24 protein-coding genes are annotated in these 25,233 nt (G+C 73.3%); 18 read left to right on the forward strand and 6 right to left on the reverse strand.

Translation table 11 applies throughout. The annotated features are described in order from the left end of the window. Window positions 1-12: 12 nt before the first annotated feature. The 8 genes from ACIQVI_RS16590 (at window position 13) to ACIQVI_RS16625 (ending at window position 9,356) form a co-directional block, all read left to right on the forward strand. Window positions 13-1,068, forward strand: coding sequence for an ABC transporter ATP-binding protein (locus ACIQVI_RS16590; protein ID WP_351971557.1), 1,056 nt, complete (start codon window positions 13-15; stop codon window positions 1,066-1,068). Further along, a complete protein-coding gene (locus ACIQVI_RS16595; RefSeq protein WP_351971558.1) occupies window positions 1,061-2,173 on the forward strand; it encodes a dipeptide ABC transporter ATP-binding protein in 1,113 nt (370 codons plus the stop codon). The genes ACIQVI_RS16590 and ACIQVI_RS16595 overlap by 8 nt, the downstream gene beginning before the upstream one ends. Window positions 2,174-2,365: 192 nt before the next feature. Further along, window positions 2,366-3,991 carry an ABC transporter substrate-binding protein gene (locus ACIQVI_RS16600; RefSeq protein WP_351973829.1) on the forward strand — a complete coding sequence of 542 codons (1,626 nt, stop codon included), beginning with the start codon at window positions 2,366-2,368 and terminating at the stop codon, window positions 3,989-3,991. Between the two features lie 101 nt (window positions 3,992-4,092). Beyond that, the gene (locus tag ACIQVI_RS16605) at window positions 4,093-5,016 is read left to right on the forward strand and encodes an ABC transporter permease (protein WP_383416664.1); all 924 of its coding nucleotides are present in this window, start codon (window positions 4,093-4,095) and stop codon (window positions 5,014-5,016) included. Window position 5,017: 1 nt separating this feature from the next. Beyond that, complete coding sequence (locus tag ACIQVI_RS16610) at window positions 5,018-5,995, forward strand: ABC transporter permease (RefSeq protein ID WP_403596882.1); 978 nt, start codon at window positions 5,018-5,020, stop codon at window positions 5,993-5,995. 6 nt (window positions 5,996-6,001) lie between these two features. Further along, window positions 6,002-6,985, forward strand: coding sequence for an ABC transporter ATP-binding protein (locus ACIQVI_RS16615; protein ID WP_351973831.1), 984 nt, complete (start codon window positions 6,002-6,004; stop codon window positions 6,983-6,985). Further along, on the forward strand, window positions 6,978-8,237 hold the full coding sequence (locus tag ACIQVI_RS16620; RefSeq protein WP_403596056.1) for an ABC transporter ATP-binding protein: 1,260 nt from the start codon (window positions 6,978-6,980) through the stop codon (window positions 8,235-8,237). The genes ACIQVI_RS16615 and ACIQVI_RS16620 overlap by 8 nt, the downstream gene beginning before the upstream one ends. Before the next feature lie 180 nt (window positions 8,238-8,417). Beyond that, a complete protein-coding gene (locus tag ACIQVI_RS16625; RefSeq protein WP_403596059.1) occupies window positions 8,418-9,356 on the forward strand; it encodes a hypothetical protein in 939 nt (312 codons plus the stop codon). A 55-nt stretch (window positions 9,357-9,411) separates the two neighbouring features. On the opposite strand, the gene ACIQVI_RS16630 is transcribed toward ACIQVI_RS16625, so the two are convergent. Next, the gene (locus ACIQVI_RS16630; RefSeq protein WP_403596062.1) at window positions 9,412-11,607 is read right to left on the reverse strand and encodes a prolyl oligopeptidase family serine peptidase; all 2,196 of its coding nucleotides are present in this window, start codon (window positions 11,605-11,607) and stop codon (window positions 9,412-9,414) included. A gap of 191 nt (window positions 11,608-11,798) precedes the next feature. On the opposite strand from ACIQVI_RS16630, the gene ACIQVI_RS16635 reads away from it, so the two are divergent. The 4 genes from ACIQVI_RS16635 (at window position 11,799) to ACIQVI_RS16650 (ending at window position 15,838) form a co-directional block, all read left to right on the forward strand. After that, window positions 11,799-11,993, forward strand: a complete 195-nt coding sequence (locus ACIQVI_RS16635) for a hypothetical protein (RefSeq protein WP_015035959.1) — start codon at window positions 11,799-11,801, stop codon at window positions 11,991-11,993. Window positions 11,994-12,052: 59 nt separating this feature from the next. Continuing rightward, the gene (gene mshB / locus ACIQVI_RS16640; RefSeq protein WP_403596065.1) at window positions 12,053-12,943 is read left to right on the forward strand and encodes an N-acetyl-1-D-myo-inositol-2-amino-2-deoxy-alpha-D-glucopyranoside deacetylase; all 891 of its coding nucleotides are present in this window, start codon (window positions 12,053-12,055) and stop codon (window positions 12,941-12,943) included. Then, a complete protein-coding gene (locus ACIQVI_RS16645; protein ID WP_403596068.1) occupies window positions 12,940-13,431 on the forward strand; it encodes a DUF6113 family protein in 492 nt (163 codons plus the stop codon). Before mshB ends, ACIQVI_RS16645 begins: the two co-directional genes overlap by 4 nt. Before the next feature lie 175 nt (window positions 13,432-13,606). Next, on the forward strand, window positions 13,607-15,838 hold the full coding sequence (locus tag ACIQVI_RS16650) for a hypothetical protein (RefSeq protein ID WP_403596072.1): 2,232 nt from the start codon (window positions 13,607-13,609) through the stop codon (window positions 15,836-15,838). 133 nt (window positions 15,839-15,971) lie between these two features. Here the strand turns inward: ACIQVI_RS16650 and ACIQVI_RS16655 are convergent, their stop codons facing one another. Together ACIQVI_RS16655 and ACIQVI_RS16660 are read right to left on the reverse strand one after the other, a co-directional pair. Next, window positions 15,972-16,850 carry a tetratricopeptide repeat protein gene (locus tag ACIQVI_RS16655; RefSeq protein WP_403596075.1) on the reverse strand — a complete coding sequence of 293 codons (879 nt, stop codon included), beginning with the start codon at window positions 16,848-16,850 and terminating at the stop codon, window positions 15,972-15,974. Beyond that, window positions 16,847-17,848 carry a GNAT family N-acetyltransferase gene (locus ACIQVI_RS16660; protein WP_403596078.1) on the reverse strand — a complete coding sequence of 334 codons (1,002 nt, stop codon included), beginning with the start codon at window positions 17,846-17,848 and terminating at the stop codon, window positions 16,847-16,849. The genes ACIQVI_RS16655 and ACIQVI_RS16660 overlap by 4 nt, the downstream gene beginning before the upstream one ends. 112 nt (window positions 17,849-17,960) lie before the next feature. Between ACIQVI_RS16660 and fdxA the strand changes: the two genes are divergently transcribed. Next, window positions 17,961-18,281, forward strand: a complete 321-nt coding sequence (gene fdxA / locus ACIQVI_RS16665) for a ferredoxin (RefSeq protein ID WP_053640884.1) — start codon at window positions 17,961-17,963, stop codon at window positions 18,279-18,281. A gap of 127 nt (window positions 18,282-18,408) precedes the next feature. After that, entirely contained in the window at window positions 18,409-19,506 is a 1,098-nt protein-coding gene (dapC, locus tag ACIQVI_RS16670; RefSeq protein WP_351974178.1) for a succinyldiaminopimelate transaminase, read from the forward strand. Between the two features lie 75 nt (window positions 19,507-19,581). On the opposite strand, the gene ACIQVI_RS16675 is transcribed toward dapC, so the two are convergent. After that, complete coding sequence (locus tag ACIQVI_RS16675; RefSeq protein WP_403596082.1) at window positions 19,582-19,986, reverse strand: ATP-binding protein; 405 nt, start codon at window positions 19,984-19,986, stop codon at window positions 19,582-19,584. Between the two features lie 312 nt (window positions 19,987-20,298). Then, a complete protein-coding gene (locus ACIQVI_RS16680; protein WP_351970650.1) occupies window positions 20,299-21,234 on the reverse strand; it encodes a hypothetical protein in 936 nt (311 codons plus the stop codon). Window positions 21,235-21,263: 29 nt separating this feature from the next. Here ACIQVI_RS16680 and dapE point away from each other — a divergent pair, with 29 nt between their 5' ends. Further along, window positions 21,264-22,367, forward strand: a complete 1,104-nt coding sequence (gene dapE, locus ACIQVI_RS16685) for a succinyl-diaminopimelate desuccinylase (RefSeq protein WP_403596087.1) — start codon at window positions 21,264-21,266, stop codon at window positions 22,365-22,367. A 96-nt stretch (window positions 22,368-22,463) separates the two neighbouring features. Next, on the forward strand, window positions 22,464-23,213 hold the full coding sequence (locus ACIQVI_RS16690) for a TIGR00730 family Rossman fold protein (protein ID WP_121833362.1): 750 nt from the start codon (window positions 22,464-22,466) through the stop codon (window positions 23,211-23,213). 44 nt (window positions 23,214-23,257) lie between these two features. Here the strand turns inward: ACIQVI_RS16690 and folP are convergent, their stop codons facing one another. Further along, entirely contained in the window at window positions 23,258-24,118 is an 861-nt protein-coding gene (gene folP / locus ACIQVI_RS16695) for a dihydropteroate synthase (protein WP_403596091.1), read from the reverse strand. Window positions 24,119-24,221: 103 nt separating this feature from the next. On the opposite strand from folP, the gene ACIQVI_RS16700 reads away from it, so the two are divergent. Beyond that, window positions 24,222-24,626, forward strand: a complete 405-nt coding sequence (locus ACIQVI_RS16700) for a hypothetical protein (RefSeq protein WP_403596094.1) — start codon at window positions 24,222-24,224, stop codon at window positions 24,624-24,626. Beyond that, window positions 24,623-25,225: a DNA-3-methyladenine glycosylase I gene (locus ACIQVI_RS16705; RefSeq protein ID WP_351970654.1), complete on the forward strand. Its 603-nt coding sequence runs from the start codon at window positions 24,623-24,625 to the stop codon at window positions 25,223-25,225. The genes ACIQVI_RS16700 and ACIQVI_RS16705 overlap by 4 nt, the downstream gene beginning before the upstream one ends. Window positions 25,226-25,233: the final 8 nt, after the last annotated feature.

A 25,233-nucleotide genomic window follows, 5' to 3' on the forward strand; every position in this document is an offset into this window, starting at 1 on the left:
AGGGCGTAAAAGATGAGCATCATCGACAAGACCGCGGCCGTCCCCGCGCCGCGCGACGGGTCCGGCACCGGCCCGCTGCTCGAAGTCCGCGACCTGCACGTGGAGTTCCACACCCGTGACGGCGTGGCCAAGGCGGTCAACGGCGTCAACTACTCGGTGAACGCCGGCGAGACCCTCGCCGTCCTCGGCGAGTCAGGCTCCGGCAAGTCCGTCACCGCCCAGGCCATCATGGGCATCCTCGACATGCCCCCCGGCCGGATCCCGCAGGGCGAGATCCTGTTCCGCGGCCAGGACATGCTGAAGATGTCCGAGGAGGAGCGCCGGAAGATCCGCGGCCGCAAGATCGCGATGATCTTCCAGGACGCGCTGTCCTCCCTGAACCCGGTCCTCAACGTCGGCTACCAGCTCGGCGAGATGTTCCGGGTCCACCAGGGCCTGTCCAAGAAGGACGCCAGGCTCAAGGCCATCGAGCTGATGGACAAGGTCAAGATCCCGGCCGCCAAGGCCCGGGTCTCCGACTACCCCCACCAGTTCTCCGGCGGTATGCGCCAGCGCATCATGATCGCCATGGCGCTCGCCCTGGAGCCGGACCTGATCATCGCCGACGAGCCCACCACGGCTCTCGACGTGACCGTCCAGGCCCAGGTCATGGACCTCCTCGCGGAGCTCCAGCAGGAATACAACATGGGCCTGATCCTGATCACCCACGACCTCGGCGTCGTCGCCGACGTCGCGGACAAGATCGCCGTGATGTACGCCGGCCGGATCGTCGAGCAGGCGCCCGTGCACGAGCTGTACAAGCGCCCGGCCCACCCGTACACCCGGGGTCTGCTCGACTCGATCCCGCGCCTGGACCAGAAGGGCCAGGAGCTCTACGCGATCAAGGGCCTGCCGCCCAACCTGCTCCGCGTGCCCACCGGCTGCGCCTTCAACCCGCGCTGCCCCAAGGCCGACGACATCTGCCGCACGGAGATCCCGGCCCTGGCGCCGGTCACCGAGCGGGACGGCACGGACCTCCCGGGCCGCAAGAGCGCCTGCCACTTCTGGAAGGAGACGATCCATGGCTGACCTCAGCAAGAACGACGAGGCCGTGGCCGCCGCCAACGAAGAGGCCCTCGTCGCCGCCATCGAGGCCCCCGTGGTCCGCGGCGAGCCGATCCTCCAGGTGCGCGGTCTGAAGAAGCACTTCCCGCTGACGCAGGGCATCCTCTTCAAGAAGCAGGTCGGCGCGGTCAAGGCCGTGGACGGGGTCTCCTTCGACCTCTACCAGGGCGAGACCCTCGGCATCGTGGGCGAGTCCGGCTGCGGCAAGTCCACGGTCGCCAAGCTCCTGATGAACCTGGAGCGGGCCACCGCCGGCGAGGTCTTCTACAAGGGCCAGGACATCACCAAGCTGTCCGGGCGCGCCCTGAAGGCGGTCCGCCGGAACATCCAGATGGTGTTCCAGGACCCGTACACCTCGCTCAACCCGCGCATGACGGTCGGCGACATCATCGGCGAGCCCTTCGACATCCACCCCGAGGTGGCCCCCAAGGGCGACCGGCGCCGCAAGGTGCAGGAGCTCCTGGACGTCGTCGGTCTGAACCCGGAGTACATCAACCGGTACCCGCACCAGTTCTCCGGCGGTCAGCGCCAGCGCATCGGCATCGCCCGCGGCCTCGCGCTCAACCCCGAGATCATCATCTGCGACGAGCCGGTCTCGGCCCTGGACGTCTCCGTCCAGGCCCAGGTCATCAACCTGATGGAGAAGCTCCAGGACGAGTTCAACCTCTCCTACCTCTTCATCGCGCACGACCTGTCGATCGTCCGGCACATCTCGGACCGCGTCGGCGTCATGTACCTCGGCAAGATGGCCGAGATCGGTACGGACGCCGAGATCTACGAGCACCCGACGCACCCGTACACCCAGGCGCTGCTCTCCGCGGTGCCGGTGCCGGACCCGGAGGCCCGCGCGCACCGCGAGCGGATCATCCTCACCGGTGACGTCCCCTCGCCGGCGAACCCGCCGTCGGGCTGCAGCTTCCGCACCCGCTGCTGGAAGGCGCAGGAGCGGTGCGCCCAGGAGGTCCCGCTCCTCGCGGTGCCGGCGCACTTCCAGGGCCAGGACACCCCGGCCGCCCACTTCTCGGCGTGCCACTTCGCCGAGGAGAAGCAGGTCGTGCCGGTGCACTGACACCCCGCGCGGTTCTCCACGGCCGGCTCCCGGCGCCCCACGGCGCCGGGAGCCGGCCGTTTTCGCGCGCCCGCCGTCGCGCCCGCCCCCGCCCCCGCCGTCGCACTGATGGGCGCCGACAACGTGCAGGCGAGCTGATGCGGGGTGATATTGGGGCTCTCAGTGCGAATCGGTACATACGGGAGGCACTCCATGCGCGGAGCCACGCACGCCAAGTGGGCCGCTCTGGCCACCGCCGTCGCCCTCGCGGCGACCGCCTGCGGCGGCGGTGACAGCGGCGGCGGCGGAGGGGCCGACGGCGTCGTGTCCTCCTCGTGGGGAGACCCGCAGAACCCGCTGGAGCCCGCCAACACCAACGAGGTCCAGGGCGGCAAGGTCCTGTCCATGATCTTCCGGGGGCTCAAGCAGTACGACCCCAAGACCGGCGAGGCCAAGGACATGCTCGCCGAGAAGATCGACACCACCGACTCCACCAACTTCACCGTCACCGTCAAGGACGGCTGGACCTTCTCCAACGGCGAGAAGGTCACCGCCAAGTCCTTCGTCGACGCCTGGAACTACGGCGCCCACCTGAAGAACAACCAGAAGAACGCCTACTTCTTCGGCCAGATCGAGGGCTACGACCAGGTCCACCCCGAGAAGGGCGACCCCACCGCCGAGACCATGTCCGGCCTCAAAGTCACCGGGGACCGCACCTTCACGGTCAAGCTCACCCAGAAGTTCTCCACCTGGCCCGTCACCCTCGGCTACGCGGCCTTCGCCCCGCTGCCCCAGTCCTTCTTCAGCGACCACGCCGGCTGGCTCTCGAAGCCCGTCGGCAACGGCCCGTACACCATCGACTCCTACTCCAAGGGGTCCCAGATGGTCCTGAAGAAGTGGGACGCCTACCCCGGCAGCGACAAGGCGCAGAACGGCGGCGTGACCCTCAAGGTCTACACCGACAACAACACCGCCTACACCGACCTGATCGCCGGGAACCTCGACCTCGTCGACGACGTCCCCGCCGCCCAGCTCAAGAACGTCGAGGCCGACCTCGGCGACCGGTACATCAACGTGCCCGCCGGCATCATCCAGACCCTCTCCTTCCCGTTCTACGACCCCAACTGGAACAAGCCCGGCCAGGAGAAGCTCCGCCAGGGCCTGTCACGGGCGATCGACCGGAACCAGATCACCGAGACGATCTTCCAGAAGACCCGCACCCCCGCCGTCGACTGGACCTCGCCCGTCCTCGGCGAGGAGGGCGGCTTCAAGGACGTCTGCGGCGACCTCTGCAAGTACGACCCGGCCGAGGCGAAGAAGCTGGTCGCCGAGGGCGGCGGCATCCCCGGCGGCACCATGAAGATCTCGTACAACGCCGACACCGGCAGCCACAAGGAGTGGGTGGACGCGGTCTGCAACTCCATCAACCGCGCCCTCGGCAACGACCGCGCCTGCGTCGGCAACCCCGTCGGCACCTTCGCCGACTACCGCAACCAGGTCACCACGCAGAAGCTCACCGGCCCGTTCCGCGCCGGCTGGCAGATGGACTACCCGCTCATCCAGAACTTCCTCCAGCCGCTGTACTACACCAACGCCTCGTCCAACGACGGCAAGTGGACGAACCCCGAGTTCGACAAGCTGGTGAACCAGGCCAACGCCGAGGCCGACACCGCCAAGGCCGTCGGCATCTTCCAGCAGGCCGAGGAAGTCCTCCGCGACGACATGGGCGCCCTCCCGCTCTGGTACCAGAACGGCAGCGCCGGCTACTCGGAGCGCGTGAGCAACGTGACCCTGAACCCCTTCAGCGTCCCGGTCTACGACCAGATCAAGGTGAACTGACGCCGTAGCGAGGCCGACGGCACACGGCCCGGCCGCGGACCCCCGCGCCGGGCCGTACGCCTTCCCGCATCCCTTCCCGGAGCCAACCCCCGGAGTCCCTCATGGGTCGATACGTGATCCGGCGACTGCTGCAGATGATCCCGGTCTTCTTCGGCGCCACGCTGCTGATCTTCCTGATGGTGAACGTGATGGGCGACCCCGTCGCCGGACTGTGCGGCGACCGCCAGTGCGACCCGGCGACCGCCGCCCAGCTCAAGAAGGAGTTCGGCCTCGACAAGCCGGTCTGGCAGCAATACCTGACCTACATGGGCAACGTCTTCACCGGGGACTTCGGCACGGCCTTCAACGGCCAGGAGGTCACCGAGCTGATGGCCAACGCCTTCCCGGTCACCATCCGCCTCACCATCGTCGCGATCCTCTTCGAGATCGTCATCGGCATCAGCCTCGGCGTCCTCACCGGCCTCAAGCGCGGCCGGCCCGTCGACACCACCGTGCTGCTGCTCACCCTGGTCGTCATCTCCGTCCCGACCTTCGTCACCGGCCTGCTCGTCCAGCTCCTCTTCGGCGTCAAGTGGAAGTGGATCGACCCCTCGGTCTCCTCCGCCGCCACCTTCGACGAACTGATCGTCCCCGGCCTGGTCCTCGCCTCCGTGTCGCTCGCCTACGTCACCCGGCTCACCCGGACCTCGATCGCCGAGAACAAGCGCGCCGACTACGTCCGCACCGCCGTCGCCAAGGGCCTGCCCCGCCGCCGGGTCATCACCCGGCACCTGCTGCGCAACAGCCTCATCCCCGTGGTCACCTTCATCGGCACCGACATCGGCGCGCTCATGGGCGGCGCCATCGTCACCGAGCGGATCTTCAACATCCACGGGGTCGGCTACCAGCTCTACCAGGGCATCCTCCGCCAGAACACCCAGACCGTCGTCGGCTTCGTGACCGTCCTCGTCCTGGTCTTCCTGGTGGCCAACCTGCTCGTCGACCTCCTGTACGCCGTCCTTGACCCGAGGATCCGCTATGCCTGAGATGCCCGAGCACCACGACGAAGGGTCGGCCATCGCCTCCACCGGGGCCGGCGGCGCCACCGACCTCGCGATGTCCGAGGCCGAGACCCTGGAGAAGGCCCCCGGCGGCCCCGACGGCACGGGCCCCGAGAAGAAGGCCCGCTCCCTCTGGTCCGACGCCTGGCACGACCTGCGCCGGAACCCGGTCTTCATCATCTCCGGCCTGGTCATCCTCTTCCTGGTGGTCATCGCGATCTGGCCGCAGCTCATCGCCAGTGGCAACCCGCTGGACTGCGACCTCTCCAAGGCCCAGGAGGGCTCCCAGCCCGGCCACCCCTTCGGCTTCAACGGCCAGGGCTGCGACGTCTACACCCGCACGGTCTACGGAGCCAGGGCCTCCATCGAGGTCGGCGTCCTCTCCACCCTCGGCGTGACCCTCCTCGGCTCGGTCCTCGGCGGCCTCGCCGGCTTCTACGGCGGCGCCTGGGACGGCTTCCTCTCCCGGATCACCGACATCTTCTTCGCCATCCCCGTCGTCCTCGGCGGCCTGGTCCTCCTCTCCGTCGTCAGCAACAACACCGTCTGGCCCGTCATCGGCTTCATGGTGCTGCTCGGCTGGCCGCAGATCTCCCGCATCGCCCGCGGCTCCGTCATCACCGCCAAGCAGAACGACTACGTGCAGGCCGCCCGCGCGCTCGGCGCCTCCAACTCCCGGATGCTGCTGCGGCACATCACGCCCAACGCCGTGGCCCCCGTGATCGTCGTCGCCACCATCGCCCTCGGCACGTACATCTCCCTGGAGGCCACGCTCTCCTTCCTCGGCGTCGGCCTCAAGCCCCCCACCGTCTCCTGGGGCATCGACATCTCCGCGGCCTCGCCGTACATCCGCAACGCCCCGCACATGCTGCTCTGGCCGGCCGGCGCGCTGGCCGTCACGGTGCTCGCCTTCATCATGCTCGGCGACGCCGTCCGCGACGCCCTCGACCCCAAGCTGAGGTAGGGATCCATGCTGCTCGAAGTGCGCGACCTGCACGTGGAGTTCCACACCCGGGACGGGGTGGCCAAGGCGGTCAACGGCGTCGACTACTCCGTCGACGCGGGGGAGACCCTCGCCGTCCTCGGCGAGTCCGGCTCCGGCAAGTCCGTCACCGCCCAGGCCGTCATGGGCATCCTCGACGTCCCCCCGGGGAAGATCACGCGGGGCGAGATCCTCTTCCAGGGCCAGGACCTCCTGAAGCTCAAGGAGGACGAGCGGCGCAAGATCCGGGGCGCCAAGATGGCGATGGTCTTCCAGGACGCGCTGTCCTCCCTCAACCCCGTCCTCAGCGTCGGCGACCAGCTCGGCGAGATGTTCCAGGTCCACCGGGGCATGTCCCGCAAGGACTCCCGGGCCAAGGCCGTCGAGCTGATGGACCGGGTCCGCATCCCCGCCGCCAAGGAACGCGTCGGCCAGTACCCCCACCAGTTCTCCGGCGGGATGCGCCAGCGCATCATGATCGCCATGGCGCTCGCCCTCGAACCCGAGCTGATCATCGCGGACGAGCCCACCACCGCCCTCGACGTCACCGTCCAGGCCCAGGTCATGGACCTCCTCGCGGAGCTCCAGCGCGAGCTCAACATGGGGCTCATCCTCATCACCCACGACCTCGGCGTCGTCGCCGACGTGGCCGACAAGATCGCCGTGATGTACGCGGGCCGGATCGTCGAGCGGGCCCCCGTCCACGAGATCTACAAGGCCCCCGCCCACCCCTACACCAAGGGCCTCCTCGAATCGATCCCGCGCCTGGACCAGAAGGGCCAGGACCTGTACGCGATCAAGGGCCTGCCGCCCAACCTGCTGCACATCCCGCCCGGCTGCGCCTTCAACCCGCGCTGTCCGATGGCCCAGGACGTCTGCCGGACCGACGAGCCCCCGCTGTACGAGGTGACCGAGTCCCCGGTGCCGCGCGCCAGCGCCTGCCACTTCTGGAAGGAGTGCCTCCATGGCTGAGACGACCGGGGCGGCCGGGACGGGCGAGGCGATCCTCGAAGTGCGGGACCTCCACAAGCACTACCCGCTGACCCAGGGCATCCTCTTCAAGAAGCAGGTCGGCGCCGTCAAGGCCGTCGACGGGGTCGACTTCGACCTCGTCGCCGGCGAGACCCTCGGCATCGTCGGCGAGTCCGGCTGCGGCAAGTCGACCGTCGCGAAGATGCTGGTCAACCTGGAGCGGCCCACCTCCGGCACCATCCGCTACAAGGGCGAGGACATCACCAAGCTCTCCGCCCGCGCCCTGAAGGCGGTCCGCCGGAACATCCAGATGGTGTTCCAGGACCCGTACACCTCGCTCAACCCGCGCATGACGGTCGGCGACATCATCGGCGAGCCGTACGAGATCCACCCCGAGGTCGCGCCCAAGGGCGACCGGCGCCGCAAGGTCCAGGACCTGCTGGACGTCGTCGGCCTCAACCCCGAGTACATCAACCGCTATCCGCACCAGTTCTCCGGCGGCCAGCGCCAGCGCATCGGCATCGCCCGCGGCCTCGCCCTCCAGCCCGAGGTCATCGTCGCGGACGAACCCGTCTCGGCCCTCGACGTCTCCGTCCAGGCCCAGGTCGTCAACCTCCTCGAACAGCTCCAGTCCGAGTTCTCCCTGTCGTACGTCTTCATCGCCCACGACCTGTCCATCGTGCGGCACATCTCCGACCGGGTCGGCGTCATGTACCTCGGCCGGATCGTCGAGATCGGCACCGACGCGCAGATCTACGACCACCCCACCCACCCCTACACGCAGGCGCTGCTCTCCGCCGTCCCCGTCCCCGACCCCGAGGCGCGCGCCCACCGCGAGCGGATCATCCTCACCGGCGACGTGCCCTCCCCGGCCAACATCCCCTCCGGCTGCCGCTTCCGCACCCGCTGCTGGAAGGCGCGGGAGCGCTGCGCCCAGGAGGTCCCCCTCCTGGCGGTCCCGGCCGTCTTCCGCCTCACCGACAGCCCGGCCCGCCACGACTCGGCCTGCCACTTCGCGGAGGAGAAGCACGTGGTGGCGGAGGAACACCGGGCGGTCCTGGAGAAGCCGGGGGAGGACGGCGCCGGGACCCCGCCGGAGGACGGCGTCGGCATCCCACCGGAGGGCGCCCCGGACCTGGAGAAGAGGCCCGGCACTCCGCCCCCGGGAGGCAGCCACCTCCTCCGCCCGGACGACGGGGCCCCGGAGACGGACCCCCCGGAGGCGGACCCCCCGCCCCCCGGCACCCCTTAACACCGGGGCAACCCGCCCGACTCGGCTCCGATATACGGACACGACAGACTGCACACCGTACGGCCGTGCGGGTGCCGTGGGCCGGCCGGGACGCATCGAGCGCCCCGGCCGGCCACCCCCGCCCCTCCGGATATCCGGAACCGCTTGTTTCGGCCGGTCGCGACCGTGAGTATCGAAGCCGTGACTGTGACACGACCGGCACGACTCACCGGCGCCGCCCTCTGCGGCGCCCTCGTCCTCGTCGCCGCCGTGTGGATCCTCAAGGACCTCGCCGCGCTCGGCTCGCCCGCCGACCTCGCGTGGTACTGGGCCGGGGACCGGTTCTTCCTGGCCCGGGGCCGGGCCGCCACCTCCCTGGCCGACCCGGTGCTCCTCGCCGCCTCCGCGGCCACCGCCGTCGCCGCCCTCCGCTCGCGGCACGCCGCCTCCGCGCTCGCCGCCACCGGCACCGTCACCCTCGCCCTGCGCCTGCCCGGCCTCTGGGCGCCCGGGAGCGGGGCCCTCGTCACCGCCCTCCTCGAACTGGCCCTCGCCGCCGGCCTCGTCCTCGTGGCCGCCCTCGGCCGCCGCCCGGCGGACACCCCCTACGAGCCGCTCCCCGGCCGCCCCCGCACCGGCCCCGCCGTCACCGCCGGGGTCCTCCTCGCGGCCGCCGCCGTCACCGTCACCGGCTGGGAGCTGTACTGGGGCGTCCGGCTGCCCGCGGAGATCACCGTCGACCGGTTCACCGGCGGCCGGTCCGTCGTCAAGGCGACCCTCGCGCCCCCGCCCGGCTGGCTGTCGGCGGTCCTCGTCGCGCTGTACGCCACGGCCGCCGCCTCCGCCTTCGCGCGGGCCCGCCACGCCCGCGCCTCCGGGCTGCTCGCCGGGGCGTTCCTGGCCGCGGGCGGCCTCGCCGGGACGGCGGGGGCCCTGCGGTACGGGATCCTCGAACGGCTCGCGGACCTCCCCGCCCCGCACCGGACGGACGTCCTCACCTCCGTCCTCGGACTGCTCGCGGGCCTCGTCGTCCTGGTCCTCCTGGCCGGGCGCGGCGCCCCCGCCGCCGCGCCCGCCCCGTACCCGCCGGCGGGGGCGCTGCCGCCGCCCCCGCCGCACCCCCGGCCACCCGGCTGGTGAACCGGCCCCGGCTCCAGCCCCGTTTCCAGCCCTGGTCCCGGTCCCGGTCCCGCCCTCAGTCCCGGTCGAGCCCGAGGGACCGCTTCAGGAAGTCCACCTGGAGCAGGAGCAGGTTCTCCGCCACCTGCTCCTGCGGCGTCATGTGCGTGACCCCCGACAGCGGCAGCACCTCGTGCGGCCGGCCCGCCGCGAGCAGCGCGGAGGAGAGCCGCAGCGCGTGCCCCACCACCACGTTGTCGTCCGCGAGCCCGTGCACGACCATCATCGGCCGCACCGGCACCTCCGGCGAGGACAGCCCGTCGTCGGTGAGCAGCGACTGCGCCGCGTACACCTCCGGGTCGTCCTGCGGCGTCCCGAGGTACCGCTCGGTGTAGTGCGTGTCGTAGAGCCGCCAGTCCGTCACCGGCGCCCCGACCACGGCCGCGTGGAAGACGTCCGGCCGCCGCAGCACCGCCCGGGCCGCCAGATAGCCGCCGTACGACCAGCCCCGGACCGCCACCCGGCCCAGGTCGAGCGGGAATCGCCCGGCGAGCGCGCGCAGCGCCTCCACCTGGTCGTCGAGCGTCGGCGTCAGGTCGCGCAGGATCGCCTTCTCCCAGGCGGGGGAGCGGCCCGGCGTGCCCCGCCCGTCCGCCACGACCACCGCGAAGCCCTGGTCGGCGAACCACTGGGACGTCAGGTGCGGATGGTGTGCGGCCACCACCCGCTGCCCGTGCGGGCCGCCGTACGGGTCCATCAGGACCGGCAGCGGCCCGTCGCCCTCCGCGTACCCCGAGGGCAGCAGCACCGCGCACGGGATCCGCCGGGCCCCGGCCTCCGTGAGCCGGGGCCGGGCGGTGACCACCGGCCGCTGCGCGTACGAGGCGACCACCGCGACCTGCTCGCCGTCCCGCAGCACCCGCGCCGTGCTCCCCGGCTCCTCGGGCCGCGCCGACACCAGGACGGTCACCGACCCCGCGCGCACCGCGCCGTGCGTGCCGACGCCTCCGGACACCCGCTCGGCGCCCTCCTCCGTCACCCGGTACACATGGATCTCGCCGGTCTCCGGCGCCGCCGCGCCCGTACCCGCCGAGGCCGACACGAGGAGGTCGTCAGGACCGGCGTCGAGCAGCGCCCGGACGTGCAGCCGCCCGTCGGTGAGGACCCGGTCCCCGACGGCCAGGACCCGCGTCCCGCCGTCGCCCGTGTCCACGTCCGCGCCCCCGTCCGCGACGTCCGCGATCCGTACGAGCCGCCCGTCCGCGCTCCACGCCGGCACCCCCGGAAGCAGCTCCAGCCACGCCGGGTCCTCCTCCACCCGCACCACCGAGGCCGTCCCGGTCGCCGGGTCCACCGCCAGGTGCGCCTGCTCCCGCTGCTCCCGGGTCTGGACGAGCAGCAGCGGTGGCCCGGCCGCCGACCAGTGCACCCGCGCCAGGTAGGGGTACCGCTCCCGGTCCCACGCCACCTCCGTACGGGACCCGTCGAGGCCCACGAGGAACAGCCGCACCTCCGCGTTGTCCGTCCCCGCCGCCGGGTAGCCCACCCGCTGCGGCTCCCGCTCCGGGTGCGCCGGGTCCGCGATCCACCAGCCCCGCACCGCCCGGTCGTCCACCCGCGCCACGAGCAGCCGGTCCGACGCCGGGGACCACCAGTGGCCGCGATACCGCCCCATCTCCTCCGAGGCGATGAATTCGGCCAATCCGTAGGAGACGTGCGGGTCCTCCGGACCGGCCAGCTCCCGGTCGTCCGCGCCGTCCGCGCCCACCACCCGCAGCGCGCCCTCCGCCACGTACGCCACGAGCCGTCCGTCCGGCGAGGGGCGCGGGTCGATCACCGGGCCCGGCACCGGCAGCTCCCGCGCCGTCCCCGCCCGCAGCTCCGCCGCGAACAGCCGCCCCGACAGGGCGAACGCCGCCAACTCCACGGCGCCGTCCACCGCGTACGCCACGATCCCGGAGGAGCCCTCCCGGCTCCGCTCCCGGCGCGCCCGCTCCTGCGGGGACAACTCCTCCTCCGCGCCCGCGAGCAGCGCCTCCGGGTCGGCGGCCACCCGCTCCGCGGGCGCGCCGTCCCGGGGCAGGTCGAGCACCCAGAGCCGGTGCGAACGGTCCGTGCCGGAGCCGGATCTGACGAACACCACGCGCTCCCCGTCGGGAGAGACCGAGAAGCCGCGCGGGACCCCCAGGGTGAAGCGCTGGGTCCTGGCCTGCTGGCGGGGGAAGGAGAGTCCGGCCGAGGATGCGGCGGACTGCTGTCGAGACGAGGTCATGAGGCCGAAACTAGCGCTGTGCGCCCCCCTCGTGCCTCCGTCCGCCGATCGATGCGATGGCACGGATAGTTATGATCCGTAGCGCTGGGTGGGTATGCATCCGTCTGGCACATGCTCTCTGCTCCATGCCCGAACCGCTCCGGGCGAACCGACCGAAGAAGTCCGACCGAGAAGTGTGGAGGTGAACCGCCGTGGCACTCTCGATCTCCGTGGTGGTGCTGCTGGCGATCGTCGTCTTCCTTCTGATCCGGAAATCCGGACTGAAGGCCGGACACGCGGCGGTCTGTGCCCTCCTGGGCTTCTACCTGGCGAGCTCGTCCATCGCCCCGTCCATCAGCACCCTCACGACGAACGTGGCGGGCATGATCGGCGGCCTCAAGTTCTGAGCCCCCGCACCCGGGGCCTCCTCCCGGTCCGGCCGCGCGGGGTCTCGTAGGGTGGGGGCATGTCCGATCTCCCCGCCCGCCGTCTGCTGCTGGTGCACGCGCACCCGGACGACGAGTCGATCAACAACGGCGTCACCATGGCCAGGTACGCGGCCGAGGGCGCCCTCGTCACCCTCGTCACCTGCACGCTCGGCGAGGAGGGCGAGGTCATTCCGCCCGGCCTCGCCCACCTGGCCCCGGACCGGGAGGACCGGCTCGGCCCGCACCGCGTCGGCGAACTCGCGGCCGCGATGGCCGAGCTGGGCGTCACCGACCACCGCTTCCTCGGCGGCCCGGGACGCTTCCGCGACTCGGGGATGATGGGTGCCGAGCAGAACGGCCGGGACGGCGCCTTCTGGAGCACGGACGTCGACACCGCCGCCCCGTACCTCGTCGAGGTGATCCGCGAGACCCGCCCGCAGGTCCTGGTCACCTACGACCCCGACGGCGGCTACGGACACCCCGACCACATCCAGGCCCACCGGGTCGCCACCCGCGCCGCCGAACTGGCCGCCGACCCGGCCTTCCGCCCCGACCTCGGTCCGGCCCACACCATCGCCAAGGTCTACTGGAACCGCGTCCCGCGCCCCGTCGCCGAGGCCGGCTTCGCCCGGCTGCGCGCCGAGGGCTCCGCCTTCCCGGCGGTCGCGGACGTCACCGACGTCCCCGGCGTCGTCGCCGAGGACCGGATCACCGCCGAGATCGCCGCGACCCCGGAGCAGGCGGCCCGCAAGACCGCCGCGATGGCCGCGCACGCCACCCAAGTCGCCGTCGACGGGCCCTTCTTCGCCCTCTCCAACGACCTCGGGCAGCCGATCCTCACCACCGAGTACTACGAGCTGGTCCGGGGCGTCCCCGGCGCCCCCGAGGGCGAGCGCGAGACGGACCTCTTCGCGGGGGTGACCGCGTGAGCCCCTCCTCTTCCTCCCCGGAGCCCTCCCCGAAGTCCTCTCCGGGGTCTTCGCCGAACCCGTCGCGCGGGCGCGCGGCCTCGTCGGGCCGCCCCGCCGCGCCCGGCCGTCCGGCCGCCGCGTCCGACGGCTTCCCCGTCTCCCGCAACGCCCGATACGTCTGGTACGCCCTCCTGTTCGTCCTCGGCGCCCTCGTCGGGACCGCCGGGGCCCTCGTCCAGGCCGCCTGGCTCCCCGCCGGCCTGCTCCTGGCGCTCCTCGCCGCCGCCGGCCTCTTCTACGGCGGGCTGCGCGCCACCGGCACCCAGGTCGGCGTGGCCGCCGCGGGCGGCGGCTGGCTCGTCGCCGTCGTCCTGCTCAGCTTCGGACGCCCCGAGGGCGACGGGGTGTTCGGCGGGGGCGTCGGCGAGCTGCTCTTCCTCTTCGGGGGCATGGGCATCGCTGTGATGTGCACCACGCTGGCGCGGCTGCCGCGACCGGCCCGGTGAGCAGGAGGACTTGAGGTCGGGGACGTCCCGACTTCAGCCGGATTGCCCGTCGTCGGCGGCCCGGGGGTCGGGTGCGTGACGGCGGCGGCCAGTATGGTGGTGCGCGCCGCCGAACCGCCCGGGTCACACGAGCATCAGCAAGAGCGGGCGGTGGAGCCAACCGGGAGATCCTGCTTTGAGTCGTGAAACTGGTCGAGAGACTGACAGTCCGTCCTCCGGCGCCCAGGGGCGCGGTGGAGCCGCATACCCCTCGGGCACCCCGCCGTACGGTTCCCGCCAGTATCCGTCGCTCCACCCCTCGCAGGACGCGCCGGAGGAGACCGCCGCCGCGTCCGCGCCGCCGGAGGAGCCCAAGACCGAGACGACGCTGACGACCCGGATCCGGATCAACATCCCGGGTTCGCGTCCGATTCCGCCGGTCGTGGTCCGCAAGACGGTCAACGAGACGCCCGCCCCGGAGGCCGAGCCGGAGCCCGCCCCCGCCGTGGAACCGGAGCCCGAGCCGGTGGCGGCCCCGGAGCCGCCGAGGGCAGAGGAGGCCGCTCCGAAGGCGAAGGAGACGAGCGACTGGTTCGCCCCCCGCAAGTCTTCCGCGCCCGCACCCGCCCCGGCTCCCGCGCCCGCTCCGGCGCCGTCCCCGGCCCCCGCGCCGGGCCCGAGGCGGACGGCTCCCGGCCCGGACGCCCCGGGCACGGGCTTCGCGGGCTCCGCGACCTCGGGCGTCCCGACGGTCGGCGGCGCCCCGTCGAGCCGCCCGGTCGCCCAGCCCGGCCCCGGCCCCGTCCCCGGCAACCCGCTCTACGAGACCGGCACCCCGGCGGGCGGCACCCCGGCGTACGACGGGACCCCGGCGGGCGGCGTACCGCGCTACGACGGGACTCCCGCGGGCGGCGTGCCGCAGTACGACGGGACCCCTGCCGGCGGTGTGCCGCAGTACGACGGCACTCCCGCCGGTGGCACCCCCCTGTACGACGGAACCCCGGCCGGCGGCACGCCCGTCCACGGGGGCCCGGCGGCTCCGACCGGGCCGACCACCGGCCCGGCCAGCGGCATCGCCTCGCTCGGCGGCCCCGGCGGCGCGGGCCAGGGCCCCTTCCGGGGCCAGGGCCAGGGACAGCCGCAGGGCCCGGGTCAGGGGCCGGGGCCGGGGCACGGCGGTCCGGGCGGGGGTTCCCCGTTCCCCGGCGGCGCCCCCCGCATGTCCGACGACACCGCGGTCCTGACGCCCCAGCAGCCCGCCCCGGCGCCCGGTCCCGGCCGTGGCCCCGGCCCGGGCGGCCCGGCGGCCGGGGGCGGCGGTCACGTCTCCGGCGACACGCTCACCAGCGGCATCCCCGTCGTCCCGCCGACGGCGGCCCGCCCGAACCTCACCCCGAGGATCGAGGAGCGGCCGGCCCCGGCCCCCGCTCCCGCCCCGGCCGCGCGCCAGGCGCCCCCGGCGGGCCGGGCCCCGGCGAAGAAGGGCCGCTCCAAGCTGGTCCTCCTCGGCGCCGGAGTCGTCGGCCTCCTCGGCATCGCCTACGGCGCGGGGCTGCTCCTCAACCACTCCGACGTCCCCAAGGGCACCACGGTGCTCGGCGTGGACATCGGCGGCGGCACGAAGGAGGAGGCCGTCAACAAGCTGGAGAAGGCCCTCGGCAAGCGCGCCCAGGCCCCGCTCCAGCTCTCCGTCGCGGGCAAGAAGGTCCAGCTGCCGCCGGACCGGGCGGGCCTGTCCCTCGACAGCCAGGAGACCGTCCGGGGGGCCGCGGGCAGCGACTACAACCCCGTCTCGGTCATCGGCTCCCTCTTCGGCGGCGAGCGGGTCGCCAAGCCGGTCTTCCCGGTCGACGACGAGAAGCTCGCCGTCGCCCTGACCGACCTGGCGGGCACCTCCGGCTCCGCGACCGAGGGCACGATCCTCTTCGCGCCGAACAAGGTGACCCCGGTCGAGGGCAAGCCCGGCAAGGGCCTGGACGTCCGCCGCGCGATGTTCTCGGTCAAGGACGCCTTCCGCGCCCAGGTCGAGACGGGGCGGAGCAACCTGGTCGAGCTGCCGGTCACGTCCCGCCAGCCGTCGGTCACCAAGGCCGAGCTGGACCGGGCCATGAAGGAGTTCGCGGAGCCCGCGATGTCCGACCGGATCACGATCAGGGCGGGCGGCAAGGAGATCCAGTTCGGCCCGGCGCGGTCGCTGCCGCAGATCCTCTCCATGAAGGCCGTCGACGGCCGCCTGGTCGAGGTCTACGACAAGAAGGCGATCGAGCGGCTCCTGGACGGCGCCTTCGAGGGCATCATGATCACCAAGGGCGACGGCACCAAGCACGAGGTCTCCGCCGACGACGTGGCCTTCGTGATGCGCGACGCGCTGCTCGGCAAGACGCCCGCCGAGCGGACGAAGACGATCGACCTGTCCGGCCAGGGCTGACGGCCCGGGGACGAACGTTCGTGGGGGGCGAGTGGCGCACCACTCGCCCCCCACGGCCGTTCCCGGCCGGCCGCCGGCCGCCGGCCGCCAGCCGCCAGCGCCGTCGCCTGTGCCCGCGCCCGCCGGACCGGCCCTAGTTCAGCCGGGCCCGCGCCGCCAGTGCCCGGCGGCGGATCGTGGTCGCCGCCTCCGGGTCCACCGCGTCCATGACCTGCGCGTACGCCTCCATCTCCACCGCGCCCGTCAGGAAGTCCCCGCGCCGCACCAGCAGCTCGGCGCGCTCGTAGCGCAGTCTCGCCGGGTGGGAGGGGAGCAGCAGGGCGAGCTCGACCGCCCACAGGGCGACGCCGGAGCGCTCGGGGCGGGGGGCCGCCCAGGCGCGGATGTTGTTGAGGACGCGCAGCACGATCGCGCCGGGCTCGGCCGGCCGGAGCATCGAGCGGTCGAGCGCCTCGCCGGTCGCGCTCGTCACCAGCAGCTCGGCGTCCGCGCCCGTCATGGCCCGCCCGCCCGCGAACGGGTCCGCGAGGTCCAGGTCGGCCGGGTCGCCGAAGCCGACGACGAAGTGGCCGGGCAGCCCGAGCCCGTACACGGGCGCCCCGGCCCGGCGGGCGACCTCCATCCACACCACCGAGAGCAGGATCGGCAGCCCCCGGCGCCGCCGCAGCACCTCGTGGAGCAGCGAGGACTCCAGACGCTGGTAGTCGGCGGGCACGCCCTCGAACCCCTCGTGGCGGCCGAGGAGCGCGGCGAGCGCGGCCGCCCAGTCGCCGGTGACCCGGGTCGCGTACGGGACGAGCCCGGCGAGCCGGTCGAGTTCGATCTCGGCCGCGTCGAGGTCGTGCCGGGTGACGGCGGGGTCGGCCACCGCCCCGATGAGCAGGCAGAGCCGCGCGAGGTCGGGCCGCTCGGCCCGCGCCTCCTCGGCGAACTCCCGCCGCCAGTCCGGCGGTCCGGGGGCCTCGTCCTCCGGCCCGTCGGCCGGGTCGCCGAGGGGGTCCTCCCGCGTCACGACTCCGCCCGCAGGTAGTGGTGGTAGTGGTGGTGGGGCGCGAAGCCCATGCCGTCGTACAGCGCCCGCGCGCCGTCGTTGCCCGCCTCCACCTGGAGCCAGGCCGCCGACGCGCCCTCGTCCAGGGCCCGGCGGGCGAGCGCGGTCATCACGGACGTGGCCAGGCCCCGGCGCCGCAGGTCCGGGTCGACCTCGACGGCCATGAAGCCGGCCCAGCGCCCGTCGACGACGCAGCGGCCGATCGCCGCCGGCACCCCGTCCGCGCCCGCCACGGACGCGAACCACACGCTCGGGCCGGAGGCGAGGACCGCCCGCACCGCCGGACCCGGCTCCCCGGAGCGCCCGTAGCGGCGCAACCAGGCCTCGTCGACCGTACGGGAGAGGAGAACGGCGGAGACGTCGGCGTCCTGGTCCCCGATCGGGGCGAGCGCCGCGATCCGCACCTCGGCGGACACCTCGCGCCGCCAGCCGAGCCGCTCCAACTCGGCGCAGAGCAGCTCCTGGGTGCCCTCGGCGCCGGTCGCGGCCTGGACGTACGCGGGCAGTCCCCGGTCCGCGTACCACTCCCGCACGCGCGTCAGCGCCTCGGCGACCGGGAGCCCCGGATCACCCAGGGGGAGCACGGAGTTGGCCCGCCGGGTGAATCCGTCGGAGGCGCGCAGGACCCAGTCCCCGAGCATCTCGCTCTCGACCGGCTCCCACGCGCGCGCGGTGGCCCGCGCCAGCTCCGGGAAGGTGGCCGAGGGGCCCCGTCGGCGGGCCGGCGCGGCGGGCACGACCTTGCCCGCGACCAGGGAGGATTCCGCGATCCGGACGGTCTCGCCGCTCCTTCGTGTGATCAGCAGCACGCCACCGTCCCATGATGTGAGAACCCCGACCGTGTCGGTGAACATGCCGCCCGCCTCGCCCGAGTCGGTCACGCACCGAACGGAGACACGTTTTCCCACGTCAGCGCTGGTGACACGGATCTCAAGGCGCCCACCGCCGGTGAATTCCACTGCTTCTCCACCCCTCCTGTTCGGATCGCCCCCGAGAACGGAGATACTAGGTGCGGGCATCGACGACGCCGCGCTCCCGCGCAGACCAGCCCTATCGAGGAGGAACGACAGCGTGACCTACGTCATCGCGCAGCCTTGTGTCGACGTCAAGGACAAGGCGTGCATCGAGGAGTGCCCCGTCGACTGCATCTACGAGGGCAAGCGGTCCTTGTACATCCACCCGGACGAATGCGTCGACTGCGGGGCCTGTGAGCCGGTTTGCCCGGTCGAGGCGATCTTCTACGAGGACGACACTCCGGAGGAGTGGAAGGACTACTACAAGGCGAACGTCGAGTTCTTCGACGAGCTCGGTTCGCCCGGTGGTGCCTCCAAGCTCGGCGAGATCGAGCGCGACCACCCCTTCGTCGCCGCCCTGCCGCCGCAGAACGGCTGATCGACCGCATCCGGTCCCGCACGGCGTCGAGCGCCGTGCGGGGCCGACGCGTTTCCCGCGACAGCCAGTCCGAGTCCGCCAGTCCGTACGGGCCCGCACGCGCCCCTACGAGGAAGTGAGCCAATCCGTGAGCGCAGTCTCCTCGCGCCTCCCCGTCTTCCCCTGGGACAGGCTGGAGCCGTACAAGAAGACGGCCCTGGCGCACCCGGACGGGATCGTGGACCTGTCCGTCGGCACGCCCGTCGACCCGGTCCCCGCGCTGATCCGGGAGGCCCTGGTGGCGGCGGCGGACTCGCCGGGCTATCCGACGGTGTGGGGGACCCCGGCGCTGCGGGACGCGCTCACCGGCTGGTGCGAGCGGCGCCTCGGCGCGGTCGGGTTCGTCCACGAGAACGTCCTCCCGGTGGTCGGCTCCAAGGAGCTGGTGGCCTGGCTGCCGACGCAGCTCGGTCTCGGCCCGGGAGACGCGGTCGCCTACCCGCGCCTCGCCTACCCGACGTACGAGGTCGGCGCGCGGCTCTGCGGCGCGACCCCCGTCGTCTACGACGACCCGGTCGCCGACCTCGACCCGGCCGCCGTCAAGCTGCTCTGGCTCAACTCCCCGTCCAACCCGACCGGGAAGGTCCTCGGCAAGGAGGAGCTGACCCGGATCGTGGCCTGGGCGCGCGAGCACGGCGTCCTGGTCTTCTCCGACGAGTGCTACCTGGAGCTGGGCTGGGAGGCCGACCCGGTCTCCGTCCTGCACCCGGACGTCAACGGCGGTTCGTACGAGGGGATCGTCGCCGTCCACTCGCTCTCCAAGCGCTCCAACCTGGCCGGCTACCGGGCCGCGTTCGTCGCGGGCGACCCGGCCGTGCTGGGCGAGCTGCTCCGGATCCGCAAGCACGGCGGCATGATGACCGCCGCCCCGGTGCAGGCGGCGACGGTCGCGGCGCTCGGCGACGACGCGCACGTGGCCGAGCAGCGCGGACGGTACGCGGCCCGGCGGGCGGCCCTCCGGACGGCCCTGGAGGCGCACGGCTTCCGGATCGAGCACAGCGAGGCGAGCCTGTACCTGTGGGCGACCCGGGACGAGCCGTGCTGGGAGACCGTGGAGTACCTGGCGGAGAAGGGGATCCTGGTGGCGCCCGGCGACTTCTACGGCGAGGCCGGGGAGCGGTTCGTGCGGGTGGCGTTCACGGCGACCGACGAGCGGGTCGAGGCGGCCGTCAAGCGTCTGGGCTGACCGGAAACGGCACACGGGGAAGGGCCCGGGGAGCGACGCGCGCTCCCCGGGCCCTTCCGGCGTTCCGTGCGGAGGTCAGCCGCCGAGGGGCAGGCCGCCCAGCGTCTGGCCGGTCGGCAGGCCGCCGAGGCCGCCGCCCAGGGCGCCGCCGGTCGGGGCCTCGGTGCTCTCGGCGGCCGCGCCGGCGGTCTTGCCGAGGGCCTCGCCCGCGCCGCCGGCGGTGTCGCCCGCGACCTTCTGGGCGACCGGGGTGGCGGCCTTGCCGGCCTCGCCGACGACGTCGGTGGTGGTCCGCGAGGCGCTGTCGACGGTGCCGCCCGCTTCGGCGGAGTCCAGGGCGGACAGGGTGCCCAGGGCGCCGGTCGGCGCGAGGCCGTGGTCGAGGGCGCTCGCGGAGCCGGCCGCACCGACCACGGGGGCTGCTCCGGCCGCGAGGATGAGGGCGGCGCGGGCGATCCGGCGGGTCAGGGGGAGGGACATGGTGCTCCTTCGACGAGGTGCGACGTGTGCGTTCGGACGCAGTGACAACCGGCTCCGGGGAGGGAGAGGTTGCGGCGGTCGAAGGTAAAGAATTGGCAATGCGTCGTATTGTCGGGCGGGGAGGAAAATGGACGAAGGCGTCATCGCGAGGGCACCTGGCGAACCGTCACTTCCCTTGCGGGGCAAGGGGATTCGGGGTCGGAAAGAGCACCCCGGAAATCCGCTCCGAAGGCGTGCCGAATTCCCCGTGCCCCGGACCCGGCCCGTGCCACGGGCGGGTGAGGGAGGGAACGGCCGTACGGGAGGTTCCGGCTACCGCGCCAGCCGGATGCGGACGGACCCGCCGCCCTCCGCCGGGGTGCCCGAGGGCTTCGACCAGCCGCCGAGGGCCTCGCCCGCGCGCCAGACCCGGTCCCCGTAGGAGACCTCCGTGATGCGCAGGGCCTCCGCCCGCGCCACCGCCCACTGCGCCAGCTCCCAGCCGCGCCGCTCGTCCGCGCCGGACCCCGCGCCCGCCACCGGCCGCACCGGCACCACCAGGACCGGAGGCTCCGCCGCCGACCGGCCCGCGCTCGGACCGCCGGTCACCGCCGTCGGGGCCGCCCTCTCGCCGAAGGCCCGTATCAGCTCCGCGCGCACCTTCCGCGGGTCGCCCGGCCGGCCCTCCTCCGGATTCGCCGTACAGGAGAGCCCGGCCGGCGTCCGGCCCGTCAGGGCGGCGGCGAGCAGCGCGGCGTCCGGCTCGTGCTTCGCGTACGCCTGCGGGAAACCGCTCTTCTGCACCTTCTGCGCCGCCACCGTCAGCGGCAGCCGCGAGTACCCCGGGACCTTCTCCAGGCCCGCGTAGAACTTCCCCGCCGAGTACACCGGGTCCATGATCTGCTCCGGCGTCCCCCAGCCCATCGAGGGGCGCTGCTGGAAGAGGCCGAGCGAGTCCCGGTCGCCGTACGCGATGTTCCGCAGCGCCGACTCCTGGAGCGCCGTCGCGAGCGCGATCGTCACCGCCCGCTCCGGCAGCCCCCGGGTGGTGCCCACGGCCGAGATCGTCGCCGCGTTGGACGCCTGCTCCGGAGTGAACTCGTACCGGTGGTCGCCGCTGCCCACGCTGCACCGGGGGGTGCCCTTGCTGCCGGTCATCTGGTGGAGACCGACGTACGAGGCAAGGCCGAGGAGCACGGCGAGGGCGGCCGCGGAGCGGGCGAGGCGGCCACGGCGGGCGGGGCGGATGGGCTCGGACACGGGGCCCACCGTACTGGAGGCCGGGTTAGGGTCGGCATATGGCTGACATCACCCCGCTCGACGCCCCCCTCGACCTGTCCCTGGACGGGGCCGCGCTCACCGCGGCCCTCGTCGACTTCCCGTCCGTCAGCGGGACCGAGCGGCCCCTCGCGGACGCGATCGAGCGGGCCCTGCGCGCCCTGCCGCACCTCACCGTCGACCGGTACGGCAACAACGTCGTGGCCCGCACGACGCTCGGCCGCGCGGAGCGGGTCGTGCTCGCCGGCCACGTCGACACCGTCCCGATCGCCGACAACGTGCCCTCGCGGCTCGACGAGGACGGCGTCCTGTGGGGCTGCGGCACCTCCGACATGAAGTCCGGCGTCGCCGTCCAGCTCCGGATCGCCGCCACCGTCCCCGAGCCCAACCGCGACCTCACCTTCGTCTTCTACGACAACGAGGAGGTCGCCGCCGACCTCAACGGCCTCGGGAAGATCGCCGCCGCGCACCCCGACTGGCTGGAGGGCGACTTCGCCGTCCTCCTCGAACCCTCCGACGGCCAGGTCGAGGGCGGCTGCCAGGGCACCCTGCGCGTCGTCCTGCACACCGCCGGGGAGCGCGCCCACTCCGCCCGCTCCTGGATGGGCTCCAACGCCGTCCACGCCGCCGCCCCGATCCTCGCCCGCCTCGCCGCCTACGAGCCGCGCAAGCCGGTCATCGACGGCCTGGAGTACCACGAGGGCCTCAACGCCGTGGCGATCGCGGGCGGCGTCGCCACCAACGTCATCCCCGACGCCTGCACCGTCACCGTCAACTACCGGTACGCGCCCGACCGCTCCCCGGCCGAGGCCCTCGCCCACGTCCGCGAGGTCTTCGCCGACTGCGACATCGCCGAGCTGGTCGTCGACGACGAGAGCCCCGGCGCCCTGCCCGGCCTCTCCCACCCCGCCGCGGAGGCCTTCATGAAGGCCGTCGGCGGCAGCGCGCACCCCAAGTTCGGCTGGACCGACGTCTCCCGCTTCAGCGCCCTCGGCGTCCCCGCCGTCAACTACGGGCCGGGCGATCCCATGTACGCGCACAAGCGGGACGAGCACGTCGTCGTCGAGCGGATCCACCACTGCGAGGCACGCCTCCACGACTGGCTGACCGCCCGACTTCCGTAATTTCGCGTTTCGTCACCTGTGTCGTCCTACCCTGTCCGGACCAGAAGATCAGTTGGCGGTCCAGGGCGGACCGCCGATCGGCGGAGGGAGCAGGCCATGGGCATTCCCGAGGGAGTGGCGAAGCCCGAGGAGCAGCGTCAGGGCCCGGTGCTCAGGCGCAGGGACCAGGTCCAGCCGGGCACGGCGGACCAGCGGCTGCTCGACACCGAGGGCGACTCCGAGTGGGTGCACACCGACCCCTGGCGGGTCATGCGCATCCAGTCCGAGTTCGTCGAGGGCTTCGGCGCCCTCGCCGAACTGCCGAGCGCGATCAGCGTCTTCGGCTCGGCCCGCACCAAGCCGGACTCGCCCGAGTACGAGGCGGGCGTGCGGCTCGGCCGGGCGCTCGTCGAGGCGGGCTTCGCCGTCATCACGGGCGGCGGCCCGGGCGCCATGGAGGCGGCCAACAAGGGGGCCAGCGAGGCCAAGGGCGTCTCGGTGGGCCTCGGCATCGAGCTGCCCTTCGAGCAGGGCCTCAACCCGTACGTCGACATCGGCATGAACTTCCGGTACTTCTTCGTCCGGAAGACGATGTTCGTGAAGTACGCCCAGGGGTTCGTCGTCCTGCCCGGCGGCCTCGGCACCCTCGACGAGCTCTTCGAGGCGCTCACCCTGGTGCAGACCCGCAAGGTCACCCGCTTCCCGATCGTCCTCTTCGGGACGGAGTACTGGAAGGGCCTCGTCGACTGGCTGCGCGACGCGGTCGTCGCGGGCGGCAAGGCGGCGGAGCAGGACCTGCTGCTCTTCCACGTCACGGACGACGTGGAGGAGGCGGTGGCGCTGGTGAGCAAGGAGACCGGCAAGTAGGACCCGCCCGGGGGCGCCGCGCGGCGGCGCCCCCTCCCGCCGTCCTACGCCAGCCCGCGCCGTGCCACGGCCGGCGGGCGGTGGCCCGCGATGGACGCCACCATGTCCAGGACCTGCCTGGTCTCCGCGACCTCGTGCACCCGGTACACCCGGGCCCCCAGCCACGCGGACACCGCCGTCGTCGCCAGGGTGCCGAGCAGCCGCTCCTGCACCGGACGGTCCAGCGTCTCGCCCACGAAGTCCTTGTTCGACAGGGACACCAGCACCGGCCAGCCCGTCTCCGCCATCTCGCCGAGCCGCCGGGTCGCCTCCAGGCTGTGCCGGGTGTTCTTCCCGAAGTCGTGCCCCGGGTCGATCATGATCGCGTCCCGGCGCACCCCCAGCGCCGCCGCCCGCTCCGCGAGCCCCACGGTCACCCGCAGGACGTCGGCCATCACGTCCTCGTACTCCACCCGGTGCGGCCGGGTCCGGGGCTCCGCGCCGCCCGCGTGCGTGCAGACGAGCCCCGCCCCGTACGTCGCCGCCACCTCCGCGAGCCGGGGGTCGACCCCGCCCCACGCGTCGTTCAGGACGTCCGCGCCGGCCTCGCAGACCGCCTCGCCGACGTCCGCCCGCCAGGTGTCCACGCTGATCACCACGTCCGGGTGGCGCCTGCGCACCTCGGCGACGAAACCGACCGTGCGCCGCGCCTCCTCCTCGGCCGTCACCTCCTCGCCGGGGCCCGCCTTCACCCCGCCGATGTCCACGATCGCCGCCCCCTCGGCCACGGCGCGCTCGACCCGGGCGAGCGCCGGCTCGTCCAGGAAGGTCGCGCCCCGGTCGTAGAAGGAGTCCGGCGTCCGGTTCACGATCGCCATGATCACCGGCTCGTGCGGCCCGAATTCACGCCGTCCCAAGCGCAGCATCCCTTTTGTCCTCCCTCGCGTCCGTTCGCCTGCGACCCTAACCGTCGGTGACGCATGGCACGATCGGCACCGGACGGTTTCCACTCCGGGAAGAGGCGCGCAGGTGTTCTGGTTTCTGCTCATCACGATGGTCGTGGTCGTGGCCGCGGTGACCCTGGCCGTGGTCGGCGGCGGCGACAGCGAGGTGCTGCCCGACGTGGCGCCCGAGCAGCTCGTCGACCCCCTGCCGGTCAGCCGGCCGGTCGACCGCGCCGACGTCGAGGCGCTCCGCCTCCCCGTCGCCGCCCGGGGCTACCGGATGGCCGACGTGGACGACGTCCTGGTCCGCCTCGGTGCCGAACTCGCCGAGCGGGACGCCCGGATCGCCGAGCTGGAGGAGGCGCTCACGGGCGCGGGCGACGGCCCCGGCTTCGGCCCGGCGTCCGGCTCCGGCTTCGGCCCGGCGTCCGGTCCCGGGTCCGCCTCCGGTCCCGGGTCCACTTCCGGCGGCGAGGACGACCGCCCGTGACGGCCGGCGGGACGGTCACCGGCCCGGACGGCCTCGCGCGCTGTCCCTGGGGCCTGTCGGCCGAGGACTACGTGGCGTACCACGACGAGGAGTGGGGCCGCCCGGTCCACGGCGACGACGCCCTCTTCGAGCGGCTCTGCCTGGAGGCCTTCCAGTCGGGCCTGTCCTGGATCACGATCCTGCGCCGCCGCGAGGGCTTCCGGCGCGCGTTCGCCGGCTTCGGCATCGCGGCCGTCGCCGCCTTCGGCGACGAGGACCGCGAGCGGCTCCTCCTGGACGCGGGCATCATCCGCAACCGGGCCAAGATCGACGCCACCCTCGCCAACGCGAAGCTGCTCGCCGGCTGGGACCCGGGCGAGCTCGACGCCCTGATCTGGTCCCACGCGCCCGACCCGGCGGCCCGCCCGGCCCCGCGCACGCTCGCCGACGTCCCGGCGGTCACCGACGAGTCCACGGCCCTGTCCAAGGCCCTCAAGAAGCGCGGCGTCCGCTTCGTCGGCCCCACCACGGCCTACGCCCTGATGCAGGCGTGCGGGCTCGTCGACGACCACCTGGAGGAATGCGTGGCCCGGGGCGGCGGAACGGCCCCGGACCACTGAGCCCGGCG

The organism is Streptomyces sp. NPDC098101 (genome assembly GCF_044760185.1).
Lineage (GTDB): Bacteria > Actinomycetota > Actinomycetes > Streptomycetales > Streptomycetaceae > Streptomyces.

Coding starts and splice junctions, on each gene's coding strand:
- ACIQVI_RS16590 (WP_351971557.1), top strand. CDS start 13: ATGAGCATCATCGACAAGACCGCGGCCGTCCCCGCGCCGCGCGACGGG.
- ACIQVI_RS16595 (WP_351971558.1), top strand. CDS start 1,061: ATGGCTGACCTCAGCAAGAACGACGAGGCCGTGGCCGCCGCCAACGAA.
- ACIQVI_RS16600 (WP_351973829.1), top strand. CDS start 2,366: ATGCGCGGAGCCACGCACGCCAAGTGGGCCGCTCTGGCCACCGCCGTC.
- ACIQVI_RS16605 (WP_383416664.1), top strand. CDS start 4,093: ATGGGTCGATACGTGATCCGGCGACTGCTGCAGATGATCCCGGTCTTC.
- ACIQVI_RS16610 (WP_403596882.1), top strand. CDS start 5,018: ATGCCCGAGCACCACGACGAAGGGTCGGCCATCGCCTCCACCGGGGCC.
- ACIQVI_RS16615 (WP_351973831.1), top strand. CDS start 6,002: ATGCTGCTCGAAGTGCGCGACCTGCACGTGGAGTTCCACACCCGGGAC.
- ACIQVI_RS16620 (WP_403596056.1), top strand. CDS start 6,978: ATGGCTGAGACGACCGGGGCGGCCGGGACGGGCGAGGCGATCCTCGAA.
- ACIQVI_RS16630 (WP_403596062.1), bottom strand. CDS start 11,607: ATGACCTCGTCTCGACAGCAGTCCGCCGCATCCTCGGCCGGACTCTCC.
- mshB (WP_403596065.1), top strand. CDS start 12,053: ATGTCCGATCTCCCCGCCCGCCGTCTGCTGCTGGTGCACGCGCACCCG.
- ACIQVI_RS16675 (WP_403596082.1), bottom strand. CDS start 19,986: ATGTCCCTCCCCCTGACCCGCCGGATCGCCCGCGCCGCCCTCATCCTC.
- dapE (WP_403596087.1), top strand. CDS start 21,264: ATGGCTGACATCACCCCGCTCGACGCCCCCCTCGACCTGTCCCTGGAC.
- ACIQVI_RS16690 (WP_121833362.1), top strand. CDS start 22,464: ATGGGCATTCCCGAGGGAGTGGCGAAGCCCGAGGAGCAGCGTCAGGGC.
- folP (WP_403596091.1), bottom strand. CDS start 24,118: ATGCTGCGCTTGGGACGGCGTGAATTCGGGCCGCACGAGCCGGTGATC.